Here is a 20,319-nt window from a genome sequence, read left to right as displayed (position 1 = left end):
CTGTCGAGGATTCCCGCCCTTTTCGTACCCACAGCGAGGTCAGAGCTCGCGTTCGCGGCGGTGGTCCCACGGCTCGGCCCACCCGAGCCGTCGGAAGGCGGCGTCGAGGATGCCGGCGGTGAACCCCCACACCAGGTGGGGCACTCCGGCGGCGTCCAGGACCTCGAACCCCGGCCCGCGCCAGGTGCGGCCGCCGCGCCGCAGCACGGTCGTCACGCGGTGAGCCGGGTCGAGCAGGTCCGCGACCGGGGCGCGGAAGACGTGCGCGGACTCGGCGACGTCGACCACGCGGACGGGGGTGGGTCGCGCCCACCACGCCAGCACCGGCGTGACGAGGTGGTTGCTCACCGGCATGGGGAGCTGCGCGAGGGTGCCGAGCACCTCGACGCCGCCGGTGTCGAGGCCCGTCTCCTCGACCGCCTCGCGCAGCGCGGCGTCGACCGGCGTCTCGCCGTCCTCCGCCCGTCCGCCCGGGAAGGCGACCTGCCCGGCGTGCGAGCGCAGGGTGGCGGCCCGCTCCAGGAGCAGCACGTCCAGGTCCTGCGCGACGGCGAGGGCTCGCGCGTCGTGGTCCGCCGCCAGGTCGTCGAGCACGCCGAAGAGCACGAGGACGGCCGCGGGGCGCGCCGACGCCGCGTCGACCTCGCCCCGCGCCAAGCCCCAGTCGGACAGGAAGGCCCCGTCCGCGGCCAGCTCGACGAGCTGGTCGCGGGCGGCGCGGGCGCCGTGCCCCGGGGTCGTCACCGCGTCACCAGCTCGTGGCGACCGGCATGCCCTCGGCGTAGCCCGCTGCGGACTGCACGCCCACCAGCGCGCGCTCGTGGAACTCCGCCAGCGTGCGCGCCCCGGCGTAGGTGCAGCTCGAGCGCAGGCCGGACGTGATCTCGTCCAGCAGGTCCTCCACCCCGGGTCGGCGCGGGTCGAGGTACATCTTCCCGGTGGAGATGCCCTCCTCGTACAGCGCCTTGCGCGCCCGGCCGAAGGCGGAGCCCGCCCCGGCGGTGCGGGCGGCCACCGCGCGGGCGGACGCCATGCCGAACGAGTCCTTGTACAGGCGGCCCGTGCCGTCGTCGTGCAGGTCGCCCGGCGACTCGTAGGTGCCGGCGAACCAGGACCCGACCATCACCTGCGACGCCCCCGCGGCCAGCGCGAGCGCGACGTCGCGCGGGTGCCGCACGCCGCCGTCGGCCCACACGTGCTTGCCGAGCTCGCGGGCGGCGGCCGCGCACTCCAGCACGGCCGAGAACTGCGGGCGCCCCACGGCGGTCTGCATGCGGGTGGTGCACATCGCGCCCGGGCCCACGCCCACCTTGAGGATGTCGGCGCCGGCGGCGACGAGGTCGCGCACCCCGTCGGCCGTGACGACGTTGCCCGCGACGACCGGCACCTGCGGGTCGACGGACCGCACGGCCTCCAGGGCCTGCAGCATCTTGGACTGGTGCCCGTGCGCGGTGTCGACGACCAGCACGTCCACGCCGGCGTCGAGGAGCTCGCGCGTCTTGGCCGCGACGTCGCCGTTGATGCCGACCGCCGCGCCGATCCGCAGGCGGCCCGCGGCGTCCAGCGCCGGGCGGTACACGGAGGAGCGGACGGCGCCCTTGCGGGTGAGCACGCCCGCGAGCACGCCGTCGCGGATCACGGGGGCCAGGTGGATCTTCGCGGCGTGCATCCGCTCGAACGTGGCCTCGAGGCCGTCGGCCTCCAGCTGGGCGGCGTCGAGCGCGACGACGTCGTCCGACATCACCTGGTGCACCTGCGCAAAGCGGTCCACGGCGGCGCAGTCGCCCTCGGTGACGACGCCGACGGGCTTGCCGTCCTGGACGACGACCGCGGCACCGTGCGCGCGCTTGCCCAGCAGCGTGAGCACGGTGGACACGGTGTCGGTCGGCCCCACGACCACGGGCGTCTCGATGATCGGGTCCTTGGACTTCACGTCCGCGACGACGTCGGCGACGACGTCCACGGGGATGTCCTGCGGGATGATCGCGATGCCGCCGCGGCGCGCGACCGTCTCCGACATGCGGCGGCCCGCCACGGCCGTCATGTTCGCCACCACCACGGGGATCGTGGTGCCGGTGCCGTCGTCCGAGGCGAGGTCGACGTCGAAGCGGCTGGTCACGTCCGAGCGGGACGGGACCATGAAGACGTCGCCGTAGGTGAGGTCGGTGGTGGGCTGCTGCCCGTCGAGAAAGCGCACAGGTGTCCCCTGAGAAGTGTGCCGAGGGAGGGTCGTCCGTCCCTCGAACGCTCGCCGGCGGTCACGTGTTCCCGTCGGCAGGGTCGAAACTACCCCGTGCGGCGACCGCGCGTGGCGGGGGACGGACCGCGAGGCGGCGCCGACCACCGGTGCAGACCGCCTAGAGTGGTGTGGCTATGAACGGGGAGGAACGCATGAGCCTGCTGAGCAGCATCGGCTCGCCCGAGGACGTCCGCCGGCTGTTGCCGGAGCAGACGACACAGCTCGCGGCGGAGATCCGGGCGTTCCTGGTCGACCAGGTGTCGCGGACGGGTGGCCATCTCGGGCCCAACCTGGGCGTCGTCGAGCTGACGATCGCCCTCCACCGCGCCTTCGAGTCGCCGCGGGACACCCTCGTGTTCGACACCGGGCACCAGGCGTACGTGCACAAGCTCCTCACGGGGCGGCAGGACTTCTCGGCGCTGCGCAAGGCCGGCGGCATGTCCGGCTACCCGTCGCGCGCCGAGTCGGAGCACGACGTCGTCGAGAACTCGCACGCCTCGACGGCCCTGTCGTGGGCCGACGGCATCGCCAAGGCCAACACCGTCCAGGGCCGCCCGGACAGGCACGTCGCCGCCGTCATCGGCGACGGCGCCCTCACCGGCGGCATGGCGTGGGAGGCCCTCAACAACATCGCGGCGTCCCAGGACCGGCGCCTGGTGATCGTCGTCAACGACAACGGCCGGTCCTACTCGCCCACCATCGGCGGCGTCGCGAACCACCTGCACACGCTGCGCACCACCCGCGGCTACGAGGCGTTCCTGTCGTGGGGCAAGCGCACCCTGCACCGCACCGGTGCTCCCGGGCGCTTCGCCTACGACTGGCTGCACGGGCTGAAGAAGGGCCTCAAGGACGTCGTCGCGCCGCAGGGCATGTTCGAGGACCTCGGCCTGAAGTACATCGGCCCGGTCGACGGGCACGACGTCACGGCCATGGAGCACGCCCTGCGGCGCGCCCGCGCCTACGGCGGCCCCGTCATCGTCCACGCGATCACGGAGAAGGGCCGCGGGTACACCCCGGCCGAGCAGGACGTCGCCGACCGCTTCCACGCCGTCGGGCAGATCCACCCGGAGACCGGCCTGCCCGTCGCGCCGTCGCGGTTCGGCTGGACGAAGGTCTTCGCCGACGAGATCGTGAAGATCGGCCGCGACCGGCCCGACGTCGTCGCGATCACGGCGGCGATGCTGCACCCGGTGGGCCTCGCCCCGTTCGCGCAGGAGTTCCCGGCACGCACGTTCGACGTCGGCATCGCGGAGCAGCAGGCCGCGACGTCGGCGGCCGGCATGGCGTTCGCCGGGCTGCACCCCGTGGTCGCCGTCTACGCCACCTTCCTCAACCGCGCCTTCGACCAGGTGCTCATGGACGTCGCCCTGCACCGCGCCGGCGTGACCTTCGTCCTGGACCGCGCCGGCGTCACCGGCGACGACGGGGCCAGCCACAACGGAATGTGGGACATGGCGATGCTGCGGATCGTGCCGGGCCTGCGCCTGGCGGCGCCGCGCGACGAGCCCACGCTGCGGGCGGCGCTGCGCGCCGCGGTGGACGTCGACGACGCCCCGACCGTCGTGCGCTACCCCAAGGGCGCGCTGTCCGACCCCGTGCCTGCCGTCGAGGAGCTCGACGGCGTGGACGTCGTCGCGCGGCACACGCCGGGCGCGGGTGCCGCCGCGGCGGGCACGAAGGTCCTCGTGGTCGGCGTGGGGTCCATGGTGGGCACGGCGCTCGCGGCGGGGGAGTCGCTGGCCGCCCACGGGCTGACCGTCGACGTCGTCGCGCCCACGTGGGTGCTCCCGGTGCCCGAGGCGCTGGTGAAGCTCGCGGGCGAGCACGACCTCGTCCTCACGATCGAGGACGGCGTGGTCGACGGCGGCGTCGGCGCCATGACCGCGCAGCGGGCGGGGGAGCAGGGCGTGCGCACGCCGTTCGTGCACGTCGGCCTGCCGGTCGCGTTCCTCGACCATGCGAGCCGGGACCAGGTCCTCACCCAGCAGCGCATGCGGGCCGAGGACGCCGTGCGGGACACGCTCGCCGCGCTCGCGCGCGACTGAGCGCGCCGCGACGGACCCCGGCGGGACCGGCAGGCGCGGGTCTGGCCCGGGCCGCTAGCCTCCGGTCATGATCTGGTTGCTCGACCTCGACAACACCCTGGTGGGCCGCGCGGAGGCGTTCGAGGCCTGGGCGTCGCAGGAGGTCCGCGGGGCCGGCGGCACCCCCGACGACCTCGCCGCCGTCCTCGCCGTCGACGAGGGGGGTCACGGTTCCAAGGAGGCGCTCGCCCGCGTCCTGATCGCCCGCCTCGGCTGGGACGCCGACGTCCCCGCCGCGATCGAGCGGTTCCGGGCCGGCATCCTCGACCGTGTGCGCGCCTACGACGGCGTGCTGTTCTCGCTCGACGTGCTGCGGGGCGCCGGGCACCCCGTGGCGATCGTGACCAACGGGACGTCGGCCCAGCAGCGCGGCAAGATCGCGCGCTGCGGCCTCGAGGCGCACGTCGACGCGATCGTCGTCTCCGAGGAGGAGGGCGTCGCGAAGCCCGACCCGCGCCTGCTCGAGATCGCGTTGGAGCGGCTCGGCGCCGTGGGTGTCGACAGGCGTCAGGTCTGGATGGTCGGCGACGCGGGGCACGCCGACGTCGCGGCGGGCCGGGCGGCGGGCACCCGCACGGCGTGGGTGTCGCACGGCCGCTCGTGGGACGGCCCGGACCGGCCGGACGTCGTCGCCCCCACCACCCGGGAGGCGCTCGCGCTCGCGGCCTCTCCGCCCGGCGCGGTCCTGGACTGACCTTCGGCGGGTGCCGGCGGTGTCTGCGACGTCACACTCCTCGGCATCGCTTGTGAAGGCTTTCACGAATAGGCTGTGGTCATACCTCAAGGAGGGCACATGACCACCGACGCGGCACCCACCACGACCAGCGCCTGGACCGGCTTCGCACCCGGACCCTGGTGCGACGGCATCGACGTCCGGGACTTCATCCAGCGCAACTACACCCCGTACACCGGCGACGACCGGTTCCTCGCGGGGCCGACGGCGCGCACCACCGGCGTGTGGGAGAAGCTCTCGGCGATGTTCCCCGTCGAGCGCGAGAAGGGCGTCTACGACGTCGACCCGCACACCCCGGCGGGCATCACCGCGCACGGGCCCGGCTACATCGACCGCGACGCGGAGCTGGTGGTCGGCCTGCAGACCGACGCCCCGCTCAAGCGCGCGATCATGCCGAACGGTGGCTGGCGCATGGTCGAGGGCGCCCTCGAGACGTACGGCTACCCGGTCGACGCAGACCTGCGGAAGGTGTTCACGGAGTACCGCAAGACCCACAACCAGGGCGTCTTCGACGTGTACCCGCCGTCGGTCCGGGCCGCGCGCAGCTCCCACATCATCACCGGCCTGCCCGACGCCTACGGCCGCGGCCGCATCATCGGCGACTACCGCCGCGTCGCCCTGTACGGCGTCGACCAGCTGGTCGCCGCGAAGAAGGTCGACAAGCTCGGCCTCGACGTCCAGCCCTTCAGCGAGTCCGTGGCGCGCGAGCGCGAGGAGCACGCCGAGCAGATCCGCGCGCTCGGCGAGCTCAAGGAGATGGCCGCGTCCTACGGGTACGACATCTCGGGCCCGGCGACCACGGCCCGCGAGGCGGTGCAGTGGCTCTACTTCGGCTACCTCGCCGCGGTGAAGGAGCAGAACGGCGCCGCGATGTCCCTCGGGCGCACGTCGACCTTCCTCGACGTGTTCATCGAGCGTGACCTGCAGGCCGGGCGCCTCACCGAGCCCGAGGCGCAGGAGATCGTCGACGACTTCGTCATCAAGCTGCGCATCGTGCGCTTCCTGCGCACCCCGGAGTACGACGCCCTGTTCTCCGGCGACCCGACGTGGGTCACCGAGACCATCGGCGGCATGGGGGAGGACGGCCGCCCGCTCGTCACCAAGAACTCGTTCCGCTTCCTGCAGACCCTGTACAACCTGGGCCCCGCGCCGGAGCCGAACATGACCGTCTTCTGGAGCCCGCGCCTGCCCCGCGGCTTCAAGGACTTCTGCGCGAAGGTGTCGATCGACACGTCGGCCGTGCAGTACGAGTCGGACGAGCAGATCCGCCCGGCCTGGGGCGACGACGCCGCCATCGCCTGCTGCGTCTCGCCGATGGCCGTCGGCAAGCAGATGCAGTTCTTCGGCGCGCGCGTCAACCTCGCCAAGGCGCTGCTGTACGCGATCAACGGCGGCAAGGACGAGGTGACGGGCAAGCAGGTCTCGCCCGCGTTCCCCGGCGTCACACCGGGCCTCCCGCTCGACTACGACGACGTGCGGGCCCGCTTCGACCGCACCATGGACTGGCTCGCCGAGACGTACGTGGAGGCGCTCAACTGCATCCACTGGTCGCACGACAAGTACGCGTACGAGCGGCTCGAGATGGCCCTGCACGACAAGGACGTGCTGCGCACCATGGCCTGCGGCATCGCCGGGCTGTCCGTCGCGGCGGACTCCCTGTCGGCCATCCGGCACGCCACCGTGGTCCCGGTGGCCGACGAGCGCGGCATCGTCGTGGACTACGAGATCGACGGCGACTACCCCGCCTACGGCAACGACGACGACCGGGTCGACGCCATCGCCGTCGAGCTCGTCGAGTCGTTCATGGCCAAGATCCGCAGCCACCGGACGTACCGCGACGCCGTGCCCACCCAGTCGGTGCTGACCATCACGTCCAACGTGGTCTACGGCAAGGCCACCGGGAACACCCCGGACGGCCGCCGCGCGGGCGAGCCGTTCTCGCCCGGCGCCAACCCGATGAACGGCCGGGACACTCACGGCATGCTCGCCTCGGCCCTGTCCGTCGCCAAGCTGCCCTACGACCAGGCGCAGGACGGCATCTCGCTGACCAACACCGTCGTCCCGTCCGGCCTCGGTCGCACCCGCGAGGAACAGGTCGCCAACCTCGCCGGCCTGCTCGACGCCTCCGTCGGCGCCGACGGCTACCACATGAACGTCAACGTCCTCGTGCGCGAGACCCTCGAGGACGCGATGGAGCACCCGGAGAAGTACCCGCAGCTGACCATCCGCGTCAGCGGCTACGCGGTGAACTTCGTGCGGCTGACCCGCGAGCAGCAGCTGGACGTGCTGTCGCGGACCTTCCACGGGGGGCTCTGACATGACTGCCGGCCCGGTGCTGCTGGACGCCCCCTCCCGGCGCCGGGCCGGCGCCGGCCTGCGCGGGATCGAGACCGTCGACCCCAGCGACGTCGACCGGTCCGACCGCCTGGCGCTGATGCGCTCGGGCGAGCTCGGCTCGGTGCACTCCTGGGAGCTCGTGACCGCCGTGGACGGCCCCGGCACCCGGCTGACGGTCTTCCTCAGCGGCTGCCCGCTGCGGTGCCTGTACTGCCACAACCCGGACACGCTCGCGATGAAGGACGGCGAACCCGTCCTGGCGCAGGAGCTGCTGGCCCGCGTGGCCCGGTACCGGGGGATCTTCTCCGCGACCGGGGGCGGCCTCACCCTCTCGGGCGGCGAGGTGCTCATGCAGCCCGCCTTCGCCGCCCGGGTGCTGCGCGGCGCCAAGGAGCTCGGGGTGCACACCACCCTCGACACCTCCGGCTTCCTCGGCGCGAACGCCACCGACGCCATGCTCGACGACACCGACCTCGTGCTCCTGGACATCAAGGCGGGGGACGAGGACACCTACCGCCGCGTCACGGGGCGCTCGCTGGCCCCCACGCTCCGGTTCGGCCGCCGGCTCGCCGAGCGCGGCGTGCGCGTGTGGGTGCGGTTCGTGCTCGTCCCCGGCCTCACCGACGCCCCCGAGAACGTGGCCGCCGTCGCCCGGCACGCCGCCGACATCGAGGCTGCGCGGCCGGGCACCGTGGAGCGGGTCGAGGTGCTCCCGTTCCACCAGATGGCCCGCGACAAGTGGGCGGAGCTCGGCCGCGCCTACGAGCTCGAGGCCACGCAGCCGCCCACCCCCGAGGCGACCGAGGCCGTGCGCGAGGTCTTCCGGTCCCACGGCCTCACGACCTACTGACCAGCTGGCGCGGAGGGCGCCCGGGTGCCTGTCGAGGCGCGGCGGGCAGCCGCCCTCGCTAGCGTGTGGGCATGACGACGACGCCTGGCGACACCCCGCTGCGCCCCCTCGACGAGAGCTGGACGACGGCGCTCGCGGTGGTGGCGCACCCGGACGACATGGAGTTCGGCGCGGCGGCGGCGGTCGCGCGCTGGACGGGGCAGGGCAAGCGCGTCGTCTACACGATGGTGACGAGCGGCGAGGCGGGCATCGACGGCATGGACCCCGCCGAGGCGCGTGGCGTCCGGGAGGGGGAGCAGGTCGCCTCCGCGCGGGCCGTCGGCGTGGACGACGTCGAGTTCCTCGGCTTCGCCGACGGGGTGGTCGAGTACGGCCTGCCGCTGCGCCGGGCGATCGCGGGCGCCGTCCGGCGACACCGCCCCGAGGTGGTGATCACCGGCAACTACCGCGAGACGTTCCCCGGCGGCATGCTCAACCAGGCCGACCACATCGCCACCGGGCGGGCCGTCGTCGACGCCGTGCGCGACGCCGGCAACCGCTGGGTCTTCCACGACCAGCTGGAGGCCGAGGGTCTCGAGCCGTGGGGAGGCGTGCGCCAGGTCTGGGTGGCCGGGTCGCCGGACGCGGCGCACGCCGTGGACGTCACAGCGACGTTCGACGCCGGGGTGGCGTCCCTGCGTGCCCACGCCGCGTACCTCGACGGGCTCGGGTGGGAGCACTTCGACCCGGCGGAGTTCCTCGCCACGATGACGAGGGCCGCCGGGCCGGCGCTGGGCGTCGAGCACGCCACGGCGTTCGAGGTGCTGCGGATGGGCTGGGAGGACTGACGACGCAGCGCCTCAGGCGTGCGTCACCGCGACCGCACGGTCGACGACGTGGCGCAGGTCGCCGTCCGCCGCGTGCCAGGAGCGCTGCCGCGCCGCGCCGTTCCCGGAGGCCCAGAGGGCGCCCAGGAGGTCCGTGACCGCGTCCAGGTCGCCCGCGTCGACCAGCGCGTCCCGGACGTGGGCCACGAGCTGTCCGACGACGTCGTGCGCCCCGGCGGGCCGCCACGTGTGCGGGGACAGCAGGTCGTCCGCGAGGCCCGAGCGGCCGGCCCGCCAGGAGGCCGTGCGCAGCAGCTCCGGGCGCAGCACGGGCGCCGCGAGGCCGTCCGCGGCCTCCCGCGCCGCGGTCTCCACGAGCCCCCGGGCGAGCGCGCCCAGCAGGGTGGCCGTGTCGGCGTCGAGGCAGACGTCGGCGACGCGGATCTCCACCGTCGGGTACCGGGCGGACAGGCGGGCGTCGAAGTAGACCATGTTCTCGTCGAGGATGGTGCCCGTGGCGACGAGGCCGTCGACCGCCTCGTGGTACGCCTCGGCGGAGCCGAACGCCCGCGTCGGGCCGGAGGTGGGCCAGCGCGCCCAGACCTGGGAGCGGTAGCTCGCGAAGCCGGAGTCCTCGCCCTGCCAGAACGGGGAGTTGGTGCTCAGCGCCAGCAGGACGGACAGCCACGGGCTGATCCGGTCGAGCACGGCCACGCCCTCCGCGTCGTCGGCGACCGCGACGTGCACGTGGCAGCCGCTGGTCAGCTGTTCGCGGGCGGTGAGCCCGAACCTCGCCCGCGCCTCCAGGTAGCGCAGCCGGGCCACGGTCGTGCCCTCGAAGGGCCACGGGGAGGTGGCCAGCGCGGCCACCCGGGCGTCCACCCGGTCCGCCGCGGCCTGCGCGCGCGCCCGTCCGGCGCGGATCTCCGCCGCGAGGTCGGCGAGCTCGCGGCGCGGGTGCGTCGCGGTCTCGATCTGCTCCTCCATGAACTCGACCTCGAGGTCACCACCGGGCACCTCGTCAGCGGGCCGTCGGCCGCCGTCCTCTGCCTGGTCGGAGGCGTCGAGGGCCTCCGTCGCCTTGGCGACGGGCCGCCCGTCGTCGCCCACCAGGAGGAACTCCTCTTCGATACCCATCGTCCGCTTCACCGGGGAAGTCTCACATGTCCACGCTGTCCGCGCCCCACCGCTGGGCCACCGGTCCCGCGCAGCGTCTGACGCCCCCCAGGACGCCCGACGGCCGGCCCCCGGGTGGGGACCGGCCGTCGGGCGGGGACGGGCTCGTGGCCCGGCCCCGCCCCGAGGGAGGAGGGTGTCAGGTGCTGTCGGCCTGCGTCAGGCGACGGCCTCGGGGACGTTCGCGACGCCGTCCGGCAGGATGCGGCGCCCGAGGACCTTCTCGGAGTATCCGGAGCGGTCGAGGTAGGGCGTGATGCCGCCGGTGTGGAAGCCCCACCCGGCGCCCAGGATCATGCAGAGGTCGATCTGCTGCGGCCCGAGCACGACGCCCTCGTCGAGCATGTGGCCGACCTCGACCGTCAGTGCCGTGAGCACCGCGTCGAGCACGCCGGCGGCGTCCAGCACCGGGGTGCCGTGCCGGCCCGTCGACCCTGCCTCGAGCGCCTCGCCGAACACGGCCTGGATCGCCGGGTCGACCGGCTTCGGCAGGCCCGGCGCCGGGCGGTCGAGGACCACCCGGGTGCCGTCGGCCACGAGCTTCTCGAGGCCGGGGGAGGTCGGGAACCGGTCGCCCAGGTCCTCGCGCAGCGACGTGAGCACGTGCAGCCCCACCGCCGGTCCGACGAGGTCGAAGAGCTCGAACGTGGGCATCGGGAAGCCCAGCGGCGCGAGGGCGGTGTCCGCGACCTCGACCGACGTGCCGTTCTCGATGGCCTCGACCACCTTGCCCATGACGAGCACGAGCAGGCGGTTGACCACGAAGCCCGGGCGGTCGGCGACCAGGACCGCCGTCTTGCGCAGCTTCTTCGTGATCGCGAACGCTGTGGCGAGGGCCTCGTCGGAGGTCTCCGTCGCCTGCACGACCTCGACCAGCGGCATCTGGGCGACCGGGTTGAAGAAGTGGATGCCCACCACGCGCTCCGGGTGCGCCAGTTCGGCGGCCATCTCGGTGACGGACAGGGCGGAGGTGTTCGTCGCGAGGATCGTCTCCGGCGAGACGATGCCCTCGAGCTCGGCGAAGACCTTCTTCTTCAGGCCCATGACCTCGGTCACGGCCTCGACGACGACGTCGCACGACGCGAGCTCGCCGATGTCGGTGGTGCCGTGCACGCTGGCGACGATGCGCGCCGCCGCCTCGGGCGTCATCCGCCCACGGCCGACGAGCTTCTCGACGGTGGCACGGACGAACCCGAGGCCCTTGTCGACGCGCTCGGCGTCGAGGTCGCGCATGACCACGGGCACGCCGAGGCGCTGCGCGACGAGCAGGGCGATCTGCGCGGCCATGAGGCCCGCGCCGACGATGCCGACCCGGGTGACCGGGCGGGCGAGGCTCTTGTCCGGGGCGCCCGCCGGCTTCTTGCCGCCCGAGACGAGCTGGAACGCGTACACGCTCGCGCGCATCTCGTCGGACATGATCAGGTCGGCCAGCGCCTGGTCCTCGGCCGCGAAGGCCTCCTCGCGGCTCGCGGTGCGGGCCGCGGCGAGCAGGTCGAGCGCGCGGTACGGCGCCGGCCGCGAGCCGGCGACGACGGCGTCGAGCCGCTGGCGGGTCGCCGCGACGACGGCGTCCCACACCGGCTGCGGGTCGAGCTCGCGACGCTCCACGGAGATCTCGCCGCGCACCACGCGCGACGCCCACAGGATCGACTGCTCGAGGAAGTCCGCGGCCTCGAAGAGCTCGTCCACGAGGCCGATCTGCGCCGCCTCGGCGGGCTTGAAGGGCTTCTGCGCCGCCGGGCGGGTGAGGACGACGTCCACGGCCTTCTCGATGCCGACCAGGCGGGGCACGAGGTAGGCGCCGCCCCAGCCCGGCACGAGGCCGAGGCCGGTCTCGGGCAGGCCGAGAGCAGGGGCGTCAGAGGAGACGGTGCGGTAGTCGCAGTTGAGCGCGACCTCCAGGCCGCCGCCGAGGGCGAGGCCGTTGACGAACGCGAAGGTCGGCACGCCCATGGTGTGCAGCAGCTCGTAGGCGGCGTGGCCGGAGCGCCCCAGCTCGAGCGCCTGGTCGTGCGAGGTGACGGTCGAGACCTGCAGCAGGTCTGCGCCCGCCGCCAGGAAGTACGGCTTGCCCGTGACGGCGACGGCGGCGATCTCGCCGCGGCCGGCCTGCTCCCGCAGCGCGGTGAGCGCCGCCGTGAGCTCGGCCATGCCCTGGGGGCCCAGGGTGCTGGGCTTGGTGTGGTCGAGGCCGTTGTCGAGGGTGACGAGCGCGAGGGTGCCCGCCCCGCCCGGGAGCTCGACGTCGCGCACGCGCGAGTGGGTGACGCGCTCGGCGCGGACCCCGCCGGCGGCCCGCTCGGTGGCGCGCTCGGCGGAGTTCTCGGTGGTGTTCGAGGGCATGGGTCAGTTCTCCTCGTCCGTGGCGGTGGTGTGGCCGGAGTAGTCGGCGTGGTGCGGGTTCTCCCAGATCACGGTGCCGCCCTGGCCGAGGCCGACGCACATGGTGGTGATGCCGTACCGGACCTCGGGGTGGGCCGCGAACTGGTGCGCGAGCTGCATCATGAGGCGCACGCCCGAGCTGGCCAGCGGGTGGCCCATGGCGATGGCGCCGCCGTACGGGTTGACCCGCTCGTCGTCGTCGGCGATGCCGTAGTGGTCGAGGAAGCTCAGCACCTGCACGGCGAAGGCCTCGTTGATCTCGAACAGGCCGATGTCGTCGATGGTGAGGCCGGCCTGGGCGAGCGCCTTCTCCGTGGCCGGGACCGGGCCGTAGCCCATGATCGACGGGTCGACGCCGGCGAACGCGGAGGACACCAGGCGCATCGCGACCGGCAGGCCCAGCTCGGCGGCGGTGTCGCCGGACGCCAGCAGGGCGGCCGTGGCGCCGTCGGTGAGCGGCGAGGCGTTGCCCGCCGTGACGCGGCCGCCGGGGCGGAACGGCGTCTTGAGGTGGGCGATGCCCTCGACGGTGGTGCCGGGGCGCGGCAGCTCGTCCGCCGTCGCGAGGCCCCAGCCCTGCTCGGTCGACCGGACAGCGACCGGGACGAGCTCCGGGCCGACGTCGCCGTTCGCCACGGCCTTGGCGTACTTGGCCTGGCTGTTCACGGCGTAGGCGTCCGCGCGTGCCTTGGTGAGGTGCGGGAACTTGTCGTGCAGGTTCTCGGCCGTGACGCCCATGTTGAGCGCCTCGGGGTCGACGAGCCGCTCCGACAGGAAGCGGGGGTTCGGCTCGGCGTCGAAGCCCATGGGGTGCCGGCCCATGTGCTCGACACCGCCCGCGATCACGACGTCGGCGCTCCCGGTGGCGATGCCGGCCGCGGTGGTCGTGACGGCCGTCATCGCGCCGGCGCACATGCGGTCGATGGCGAAGCCGGGCACGGTGGCCGGCAGGCCGGCGAGCATGCCGACCGTGCGGCCGAGCGTGAGGCCCTGGTCGCCCTGCTGGGTCGTGGCGGCGATGGCCACCTCGTCCACGCGCTCGCCCGGCAGCTCGGGGTGGCGGCGCAGCAGCTCGCGCACCGCCTTGACGACGAGGTCGTCCGCGCGCGTCTCGGCGTACAGGCCGTCGGGGCGGGCCTTGCCGAACGGCGTCCGCACGCCTTCGACGAAGACGACGTCGCGCAGCGCGCGGCGGGCCGGGTTCCGGGTGGTCATGGCAGCTCCATCCACTGACGATGGTCGGGACTTCGGCGTCCGACGAGCGACGCCGCTCACGGGGCGCGACCCGCGTGAGGCCGGCACCGAGGTACACGCTACCGCGAGTACCGGTAACGAGAATAGACCACTCTGAGACCCGGTCTCACCGTAGGTGTCAGAACCACGCCCGGCCAGACCACGACCTGGTTCTGACAACCGCGGGGGCGGGGAGGTTGTCAGAACCAGGTGGTGCCAGAGGCCCACCTGGTTCTGACAGGTGCGGCGTCAGGAGACGGTGTCGAACGCGGTCTCGAGCGGGGCGGCGACCAGGTCGATCTGCCACGGGCGGGCACCACGCCCGCGCAGGAACTCCGCGATCTCGGAGGCGCGGGCCGGGTCCGGCGGCGTCCAGCACAGGCGGCGCAGGGCGTCGGGCTGGAGCAGGTTCTCGACCGGCACGTGCAGGTCGCCGGACATGGTCGTGAGGAGCTCGCGGGCGCCGGCGAGCCGGCGCGCTGCGACCGGGTCTCGGTCGGCCCAGGTGCGCGGCTGCGGGGGCCCGTCGGTGCGGGGGCCGCGCTGGCTCGGCAGCCGGTCGTCGGGCAGCGCCAGCGCCTCGTCGATCGCCTGCTGCCAGGCCGGCGCACGACGGCGGGTGGCCTTGCCGGCGAACTCGGGCAGGGCCACGAGCTGCGGCACGGTGCGGGGCAGGGCGCGGGCCGCGGCGACGATGGCGCGGTCGGGCAGGACGCGGCCGGGGGAGATGTCGCGGGCCCGGGCGTTGGCGTCGCGCGCCAGCCACAGGCTGCGCACGACGGCGAGCTGACGACGGTCGCGCAGCGTGTGCGTGCCCGACGTCCGCCGCCACGGGTCGACGCGCGGGGCCGGGGGAGCGGCGGTGCGCTCGGCCTCGAACTCCTGCGCGGCCCACTCCGCCTTGCCGTCGGCGTCCAGCCGTTCGGCGAGCCGGTCGCGCAGGTCCACCAGCACCTCGACGTCGAGCGCCGCGTAGCGCAGCCAGTCCTCCGGCAGGGGCCGGGTGGACCAGTCGACCGCGGAGTGCTCCTTGGCCAGGCCGAGGCCGAGCAGCTCGGCGACGACGGCGGCGAGCCCGACGCGCTCCAGCCCCAGCAGGCGCGCGGCGAGCTCGGTGTCGAACACCCGCGCGGGGCGCAGCCCGTGCTCCGCCAGGCCCGGGAGGTCCTGCGAGGCGGCGTGCAGCACCCACTCGGCGTCGCCCACCGCCTCGCCCAGGGGCGAGAGGTCGGGCAGCGCGACCGGGTCGATGAGGGCCGTGCCGGCACCCTCCCGGCGCACCTGCACGAGGTAGGTGGCCTGCCCGTACCGGTAGCCCGACGCCCGCTCGGCGTCCGCGGCCACGGGTCCGGTGCCGGCCCCGAAGCGCTCGACGACGCGGTCGAACGCCGCCGGCGTGTCGACGACGCGCCCCACACCGCCCGCGGGCTCGGTGAGGGGGACGACGTCGGCAGCGGCGGACGCGGGAACTGCTGAGCTCATGGGCCCACGGTATGCGGTCGCGACGAGGGCCGGGTGCGAGGCGCCGGACGGGACGGCAGCGCGGTGACGCCGTCGGGGAGCGGCGGGAGGCCGCCGGCGGTGGCCATCAGGTCCGCCCAGACCGCGAGGTGGGCGCCGAGCTCGGTGTCCGTGGGCGTCCACGACGCCCTGATCTCGAGGTCGACGGCGTCGGGCGTCGCACCCAGCGCGCCGAAGCTCTGGGAGAGCACGCGCGTGACCGTGCCGCCGAGGGCCACGGGCTCGACCCGCGCGGCGCCGAGGGCCTCGGTCACCCAGGTCCAGGCCACGTCGGCGAGCAGCGGATCGGCCGCGAGCTCGGGCTCGAGGGTGGCGCGCACCAGCGTGACGACCCGGAAGGTGCCCTGCCAGGTCTCCTGCCCGTCCGGGTCGTGCAGGACGACGAACCGGCCCGTCGCGACCTCCTCGCCGTCGGGCTCCGCGACCTCGCCCTCCAGGGCGACGGACCACGGGGCGATGCGCGTCGGCCCCGGGATCTCCGCGAGGTGCACCTCGCCGCGCAGCCGTCGCTCGCGCAAGGACGCCAGCGCGGCCGCGAAGGGTGCGGGCGGCTGCCTGGAATCCTGCCTGGGGTCACCCGTGCGATCGCCGGTCACGTCTGCCACCGTACGGTGCTCGGGGCGTCAGCCGGGGAAGCGACGCGGCACGACGCCGGTCGTGTCCGGATCGTGATGGTCCGTACACCTCGTGAGCCGCGCCGACTACGCTGGTCCCGGCTCCCCGGGCCGGGGCGGGCCGGCTCCTTCGCCGCTCGCCCGACGACGCCCGACGACGCCGGACCGACCGAGAACCGACGGAAGCAGGGAAACGATGACAGCTCGTGCCCAGATCGGCGTGACCGGACTTGCGGTCATGGGCCGCAACCTCGCCCGCAACTTCGCGCGGCACGGGTACACGGTCGCCGTGCACAACCGGTCCTACGCGAAGACGGAGTCGCTGGTCGCGGAGGCCGGGCACGAGGGCGACTTCGTCCCCTCCGAGTCGATGGCGGACTTCGTCGCGTCGCTCGAGCGTCCCCGCAAGGTCGTCATCATGGTGAAGGCCGGGGCCGCCACGGACGCCGTCATCGACGAGCTCGTCCCGCTGCTGGAGGAGGGCGACATCGTCGTCGACGCCGGCAACGCGCACTTCCCCGACACCATCCGCCGCGAGAAGGCGCTGAGCGCGAAGGGGCTGCACTTCGTCGGCACCGGCGTGTCGGGCGGCGAGGAGGGTGCCCTCAACGGCCCGTCGATCATGCCCGGCGGAACGCGCGAGTCCTACGCGAGCCTCGGCCCGATCCTCGAGGACATCTCCGCGAAGGTGGACGGCACCCCCTGCTGCACCTACGTGGGCCCCGACGGTGCGGGCCACTTCGTCAAGATGGTGCACAACGGCATCGAGTACGCCGACATGCAGCTCATCGCCGAGGCCTACGACCTGCTCAAGCAGGGGCTGGGCGCCTCCGCCGCGGAGATCGGGCAGATCTTCGCCGACTGGAACACCGGCGACCTCGAGTCGTTCCTCATCGAGATCACGGCCGACGTGCTGCAGCACGTGGACGCGGCGACCGGGAGCGCCTTCGTCGACGTCGTGCTCGACCAGGCCGAGCAGAAGGGCACCGGCCGCTGGACCGTGCAGAACGGCCTCGACCTGGGCGTGCCGATCACCGGCATCGCCGAGGCGACCTTCGCCCGCGCGCTGTCGGGCTCCGTGCCCCAGCGCGAGGCCGGGCGCGCGGCGCTGCCCGCCGACGCCGGCACCTGGGACGTCACGGACCGCGACGCGTTCATCGAGGACGTCCGGCTCGCGCTGTACGCGTCGAAGGTGGTGGCCTACTCCCAGGGCTTCGACCAGATCGCGGCGGCCTCGGCCGAGTACGGCTGGGACGTCGACCGCGGCGCCATGGCCCGCATCTGGCGCGGCGGCTGCATCATCCGCGCGCGCTTCCTCAACCGCATCACCGAGGCGTACGAGCGGGACGCCGACCTGTCCCTGCTGCTCGCCGACGAGTACTTCACGAACGCGGTGGCCAACGGCCTGGCGGCGTGGCGTCGCGTCGTCGCGCAGGCCGCCCTCAACGGCGTGCCCACGCCGGCGTTCTCGTCGTCCCTCGCGTACTACGACGGCGTCCGCGCCGAGCGGCTGCCCGCCGCGCTCATCCAGGCGCAGCGCGACTTCTTCGGCGCGCACACCTACCGCCGCACCGACCGCGACGGCACGTTCCACACCGAGTGGTCCGGCGACCGCACCGAGCAGGAGGCCTGACGCCACCGTGAGCACCACCCCCAGCAGCCCGGCCACCGGCCCGGCCGCGGACACCCCCGGGTTCCGACCGGTCATCGTCGGGTCCGACATCGGCGTGTACGCCCTCGCACGGGCGTTCCACGAGCGGTACGGCGTGCGCACCACCGTGGTCGCGTTCGCCGAGCCCGGTCCGATCGCGCACTCGAGCATCATCGACGTCGTGCTGTCCGGCAGCGAGCCCGAGCAGATCGTCGCGACGCTGCGCGAGCTCGCCGCCACGCAGGTCGGCTCGGGCTCGACCGACCGGCTCGTCGCCCTCACCAACATGGACTGGGCGGTGCGCACCCTGGTGCACCACCGCGCCGAGCTCGAGGGTGCCGGGTACGTCGTGCCCTTCGCCGACGTCGCGCTCATCGACCGCATCTCCGACAAGGCGGAGTTCGCGGCGGCCTGCGCCGAGCTGGGCATCCCGACGCCTGCCACGGTGATCCAGGACTTCGCGGGCGCCGACGACGCGGGCTGGCAGCCGGCGCCCGTCGCCTTCGACTTCCCGGTCATCGCCAAGCCGGCGAGCAGCGCCGACTACCACGGCGTCACGTTCCCGGGGAAGAAGAAGATCTTCGAGATCGCCACGCCCGCGGAGCTGGACCGGCTCATGATCTCCCTGCGCGAGGCGGGTTTCCGGGGCCGCTTCCTGGTGCAGGAGATGATCCCGGGCGACGACACCCAGATGCGGTCCGTCACCGCGTACGCCGACAGCAGCGGGCGCGTGACCCTGCGCGCCTCGGCCCACGTGCTGCTCGAGGAGCGCACCCCGGCCACCCGCGGCAACCCGTCGGCGATGATCGTGGAGCGGATCGACCCGATCCTCGACGCCGCGCAGCGGCTGCTGGAGCACACGGGCTGGCGCGGCTTCGCGAACTTCGACGTGAAGCTCGACCCGCGCGACGGCGTGTTCAAGTTCTTCGAGCAGAACCCGCGGATCGGCCGCAACAACTACTACGTCACCGCCGGGGGCCAGAACGTGGCCGAGGTGCTCGTGGACGACGTGGTGCGCGGCGTGCGCCGGGAGCCGGTGACCGCGGACCGCGAGGTGCTCTACGCCGTCGTGCCGCACCGGCTGCTGCGCTCCTACGTGCTGGACCCGGCGCTGCGTGCGCGCGTCGTGGGCCTCATGCGGGCGCACCGCACCGTGCACCCTCTGCGCTACAAGGCGGACGCGTCGCCGCGGCGCCGGTTGTACGTGCTCACCGCGCTGGTCAACCACTGGCGCAAGTACCGCCAGCACTACCCGCTGGACGAGCTGCGGCGCGTGCACGCCACGAACACGCCCGACGGCGCGCCCGGCCGGGTGAGCGCATGAGCCGCACCTCTGCCCCGGATCCCCGGCCCGAGCTCGCGCCGGTCATCCTCGGCGGGGACATCGGCGTGTACGCCCTCGCCCGGGCGTTCCACGAGGAGTACGGCGTGACGTCGACGGTCGTCTCGGGCCTGGTGCCCGGGCCGATCGCCGACTCCCGCATCCTGCGCACCGTGCAGGTCGCGGACAGCCACGACCCCCGCGAGCTCGTCGACGCCGCCCTGAAGGTCGCGGCCGAGACGCTCGCGGCCGACCCCGGGCGGCGCCTGCTGCTCCTGGCCAACTCCGACTGGCTCGTGCGCACCGTGGTGCGCCACCGTGCGGAGCTGGAGGCCGCGGGCTACGTGGTGCCGTTCCTCGACGAGGCGCTCCTGGACGCCATCAGCGACAAGGCGACCTTCGCCGAGCTCGCCGAGAAGGTGGGCATCGCCGTGCCCCGCACGATCGTGCAGGACTTCGCGGACGCCGCCGACCCGTCGTGGCAGCCCGTGCCGGTGGACGTCGGCTGGCCGCTCATCGCGAAGGCCGCGAGCAGCGCGGACTACCAGGACGTCGAGTTCCCGGGCAAGCGCAAGGTGTTCGAGATCGGCAGCCAGGCCGAGCTCGACGACCTGTGGCGCCGCCTGCGGGAGGCAGGGTTCCGCGGCCGGTTCGTGGCGCAGGAGCTGGTGCCCGGCGACGACACGCAGATGCGCTCCATCACCGCGTACGTCGACGCCCACGGCGTGGCCACGCTCATGGCCGGCGCGCACGTCCTGCTCGAGGAGCACACGCCCAACGGGCTCGGGAACCCGGCCGCCATGATCACGGGCGACCTGGGCGCGATGTTCGACCAGGCGCGGGCGTTCCTGGCGGCGACCGGGTACCGCGGCTTCGCCAACTTCGACATCAAGGTGGACCCGCGGGACGGGCAGTTCGCCTTCTTCGAGGTCAACCCCCGCATCGGCCGCAACAACTACTACGTCACCGCGGCGGGCGCCAACGTGGCGCGGTTCGTCGTCGCCGACCACGTGGACGGGGTGGCGCTCGAGCCGGTCGTCGTGACCCGCGAGGTGCTCTACTCGATCCTGCCGACGAGCCTGCTGCTGCGGTACGTCCGCGAGGACGGGCTGCGGGCGAAGGTGCGCCGCCTCGCGCCGGACACGGCGCACCCGCTCGCCTACTGGTCCGCGGACGGTGGCGCCAAGCGGCGTGCGTACGTCGCGGCCGCGAAGGTCAACCAGGTGCGCAAGTTCCGGCAGTGGTACCCGGAGCCGACCGGCACCGGCTTCTGACGCCCGGACACCGAGGACACGGCGGGCCCGCACCCTGCGCAGGGTGCGGGCCCGTCGTGCTCGTCCGGGGTCGTCCGGGGTCGTGGGGACTGCCGGGT

At 74.0% G+C, this 20,319-nt stretch carries 15 protein-coding genes; 8 read left to right on the top strand and 7 right to left on the bottom strand.

Annotated features, from left to right (window positions below; translation table 11 throughout):
- Positions 1-39: 39 nt before the first annotated feature.
- Both ACWGKI_RS04515 and guaB1 read right to left on the bottom strand, forming a co-directional pair.
- Positions 40-744, bottom strand: a complete 705-nt coding sequence (locus ACWGKI_RS04515; protein ID WP_452185025.1) for an NUDIX hydrolase — start codon at positions 742-744, stop codon at positions 40-42.
- Between the two features lie 4 nt (positions 745-748).
- On the bottom strand, positions 749-2,197 hold the full coding sequence (gene guaB1 / locus ACWGKI_RS04510) for a GMP reductase (protein WP_380243686.1): 1,449 nt from the start codon (positions 2,195-2,197) through the stop codon (positions 749-751).
- Positions 2,198-2,391: 194 nt separating this feature from the next.
- On the opposite strand from guaB1, the gene dxs reads away from it, so the two are divergent.
- The 5 genes from dxs to ACWGKI_RS04485 all read left to right on the top strand — a co-directional run bounded on the left by dxs (position 2,392) and on the right by ACWGKI_RS04485 (position 9,070).
- Positions 2,392-4,284, top strand: coding sequence for a 1-deoxy-D-xylulose-5-phosphate synthase (dxs, locus tag ACWGKI_RS04505; RefSeq protein WP_452185023.1), 1,893 nt, complete (start codon positions 2,392-2,394; stop codon positions 4,282-4,284).
- 67 nt (positions 4,285-4,351) lie between these two features.
- Positions 4,352-5,017, top strand: a complete 666-nt coding sequence (locus ACWGKI_RS04500; RefSeq protein WP_380243684.1) for an HAD family hydrolase — start codon at positions 4,352-4,354, stop codon at positions 5,015-5,017.
- A gap of 99 nt (positions 5,018-5,116) precedes the next feature.
- A complete protein-coding gene (gene pflB / locus ACWGKI_RS04495; protein WP_452185020.1) occupies positions 5,117-7,372 on the top strand; it encodes a formate C-acetyltransferase in 2,256 nt (751 codons plus the stop codon).
- 1 nt (position 7,373) lies between these two features.
- Positions 7,374-8,243 (top strand): pyruvate formate-lyase-activating protein, encoded by an 870-nt coding sequence (gene pflA / locus ACWGKI_RS04490; RefSeq protein ID WP_452185018.1) that lies wholly within the window; start codon positions 7,374-7,376, stop codon positions 8,241-8,243.
- Between the two features lie 71 nt (positions 8,244-8,314).
- Complete coding sequence (locus ACWGKI_RS04485; RefSeq protein ID WP_452185016.1) at positions 8,315-9,070, top strand: PIG-L deacetylase family protein; 756 nt, start codon at positions 8,315-8,317, stop codon at positions 9,068-9,070.
- 12 nt (positions 9,071-9,082) lie between these two features.
- Here the strand turns inward: ACWGKI_RS04485 and ACWGKI_RS04480 are convergent, their stop codons facing one another.
- The 5 genes from ACWGKI_RS04480 to ACWGKI_RS04460 all read right to left on the bottom strand — a co-directional run bounded on the left by ACWGKI_RS04480 (position 9,083) and on the right by ACWGKI_RS04460 (position 15,957).
- A complete protein-coding gene (locus ACWGKI_RS04480) occupies positions 9,083-10,186 on the bottom strand; it encodes a carboxylate-amine ligase (RefSeq protein ID WP_380243680.1) in 1,104 nt (367 codons plus the stop codon).
- A 198-nt stretch (positions 10,187-10,384) separates the two neighbouring features.
- Positions 10,385-12,568 carry a 3-hydroxyacyl-CoA dehydrogenase NAD-binding domain-containing protein gene (locus ACWGKI_RS04475; protein WP_452185014.1) on the bottom strand — a complete coding sequence of 728 codons (2,184 nt, stop codon included), beginning with the start codon at positions 12,566-12,568 and terminating at the stop codon, positions 10,385-10,387.
- A gap of 3 nt (positions 12,569-12,571) precedes the next feature.
- A complete protein-coding gene (locus ACWGKI_RS04470; protein WP_380243678.1) occupies positions 12,572-13,822 on the bottom strand; it encodes a thiolase family protein in 1,251 nt (416 codons plus the stop codon).
- A gap of 267 nt (positions 13,823-14,089) precedes the next feature.
- On the bottom strand, positions 14,090-15,322 hold the full coding sequence (locus ACWGKI_RS04465) for an HRDC domain-containing protein (RefSeq protein ID WP_380243677.1): 1,233 nt from the start codon (positions 15,320-15,322) through the stop codon (positions 14,090-14,092).
- Positions 15,319-15,957, bottom strand: coding sequence for a DUF3000 domain-containing protein (locus ACWGKI_RS04460; protein ID WP_452185011.1), 639 nt, complete (start codon positions 15,955-15,957; stop codon positions 15,319-15,321). The genes ACWGKI_RS04465 and ACWGKI_RS04460 overlap by 4 nt, the downstream gene beginning before the upstream one ends.
- Positions 15,958-16,171: 214 nt before the next feature.
- Between ACWGKI_RS04460 and gndA the strand changes: the two genes are divergently transcribed.
- Genes gndA through ACWGKI_RS04445 form a run of 3 tightly spaced genes read left to right on the top strand, consistent with a single transcriptional unit; the run spans position 16,172 to position 20,221 of the window.
- Positions 16,172-17,608 (top strand): NADP-dependent phosphogluconate dehydrogenase, encoded by a 1,437-nt coding sequence (gene gndA / locus ACWGKI_RS04455; protein ID WP_452185009.1) that lies wholly within the window; start codon positions 16,172-16,174, stop codon positions 17,606-17,608.
- 7 nt (positions 17,609-17,615) lie between these two features.
- Complete coding sequence (locus ACWGKI_RS04450; RefSeq protein WP_452185007.1) at positions 17,616-18,950, top strand: carboxylate--amine ligase; 1,335 nt, start codon at positions 17,616-17,618, stop codon at positions 18,948-18,950.
- A complete protein-coding gene (locus ACWGKI_RS04445) occupies positions 18,947-20,221 on the top strand; it encodes a carboxylate--amine ligase (protein ID WP_380243673.1) in 1,275 nt (424 codons plus the stop codon). Before ACWGKI_RS04450 ends, ACWGKI_RS04445 begins: the two co-directional genes overlap by 4 nt.
- The last annotated feature ends 98 nt before the right edge of the window (positions 20,222-20,319 follow it).

It is taken from the genome of Isoptericola sp. NPDC055881 (assembly GCF_053615895.1).
The sequence above is the reverse complement of the archived record's forward strand: the minus strand, read 5'-3'. Positions and strand labels throughout refer to the sequence as shown.

What these genes read in the sequence shown, in the direction of transcription:
- ACWGKI_RS04475 (WP_452185014.1), bottom strand. Translation starts at nt 12,568, where the DNA reads ATGCCCTCGAACACCACCGAGAACTCCGCCGAGCGCGCCACCGAGCGG.
- ACWGKI_RS04480 (WP_380243680.1), bottom strand. Translation starts at nt 10,186, where the DNA reads ATGGGTATCGAAGAGGAGTTCCTCCTGGTGGGCGACGACGGGCGGCCC.
- ACWGKI_RS04470 (WP_380243678.1), bottom strand. Translation starts at nt 13,822, where the DNA reads ATGACCACCCGGAACCCGGCCCGCCGCGCGCTGCGCGACGTCGTCTTC.
- ACWGKI_RS04485 (WP_452185016.1), top strand. Translation starts at nt 8,315, where the DNA reads ATGACGACGACGCCTGGCGACACCCCGCTGCGCCCCCTCGACGAGAGC.
- ACWGKI_RS04465 (WP_380243677.1), bottom strand. Translation starts at nt 15,322, where the DNA reads ATGAGCTCAGCAGTTCCCGCGTCCGCCGCTGCCGACGTCGTCCCCCTC.
- pflB (WP_452185020.1), top strand. Translation starts at nt 5,117, where the DNA reads ATGACCACCGACGCGGCACCCACCACGACCAGCGCCTGGACCGGCTTC.
- ACWGKI_RS04500 (WP_380243684.1), top strand. Translation starts at nt 4,352, where the DNA reads ATGATCTGGTTGCTCGACCTCGACAACACCCTGGTGGGCCGCGCGGAG.
- dxs (WP_452185023.1), top strand. Translation starts at nt 2,392, where the DNA reads ATGAGCCTGCTGAGCAGCATCGGCTCGCCCGAGGACGTCCGCCGGCTG.
- gndA (WP_452185009.1), top strand. Translation starts at nt 16,172, where the DNA reads ATGACAGCTCGTGCCCAGATCGGCGTGACCGGACTTGCGGTCATGGGC.
- ACWGKI_RS04445 (WP_380243673.1), top strand. Translation starts at nt 18,947, where the DNA reads ATGAGCCGCACCTCTGCCCCGGATCCCCGGCCCGAGCTCGCGCCGGTC.
- pflA (WP_452185018.1), top strand. Translation starts at nt 7,374, where the DNA reads ATGACTGCCGGCCCGGTGCTGCTGGACGCCCCCTCCCGGCGCCGGGCC.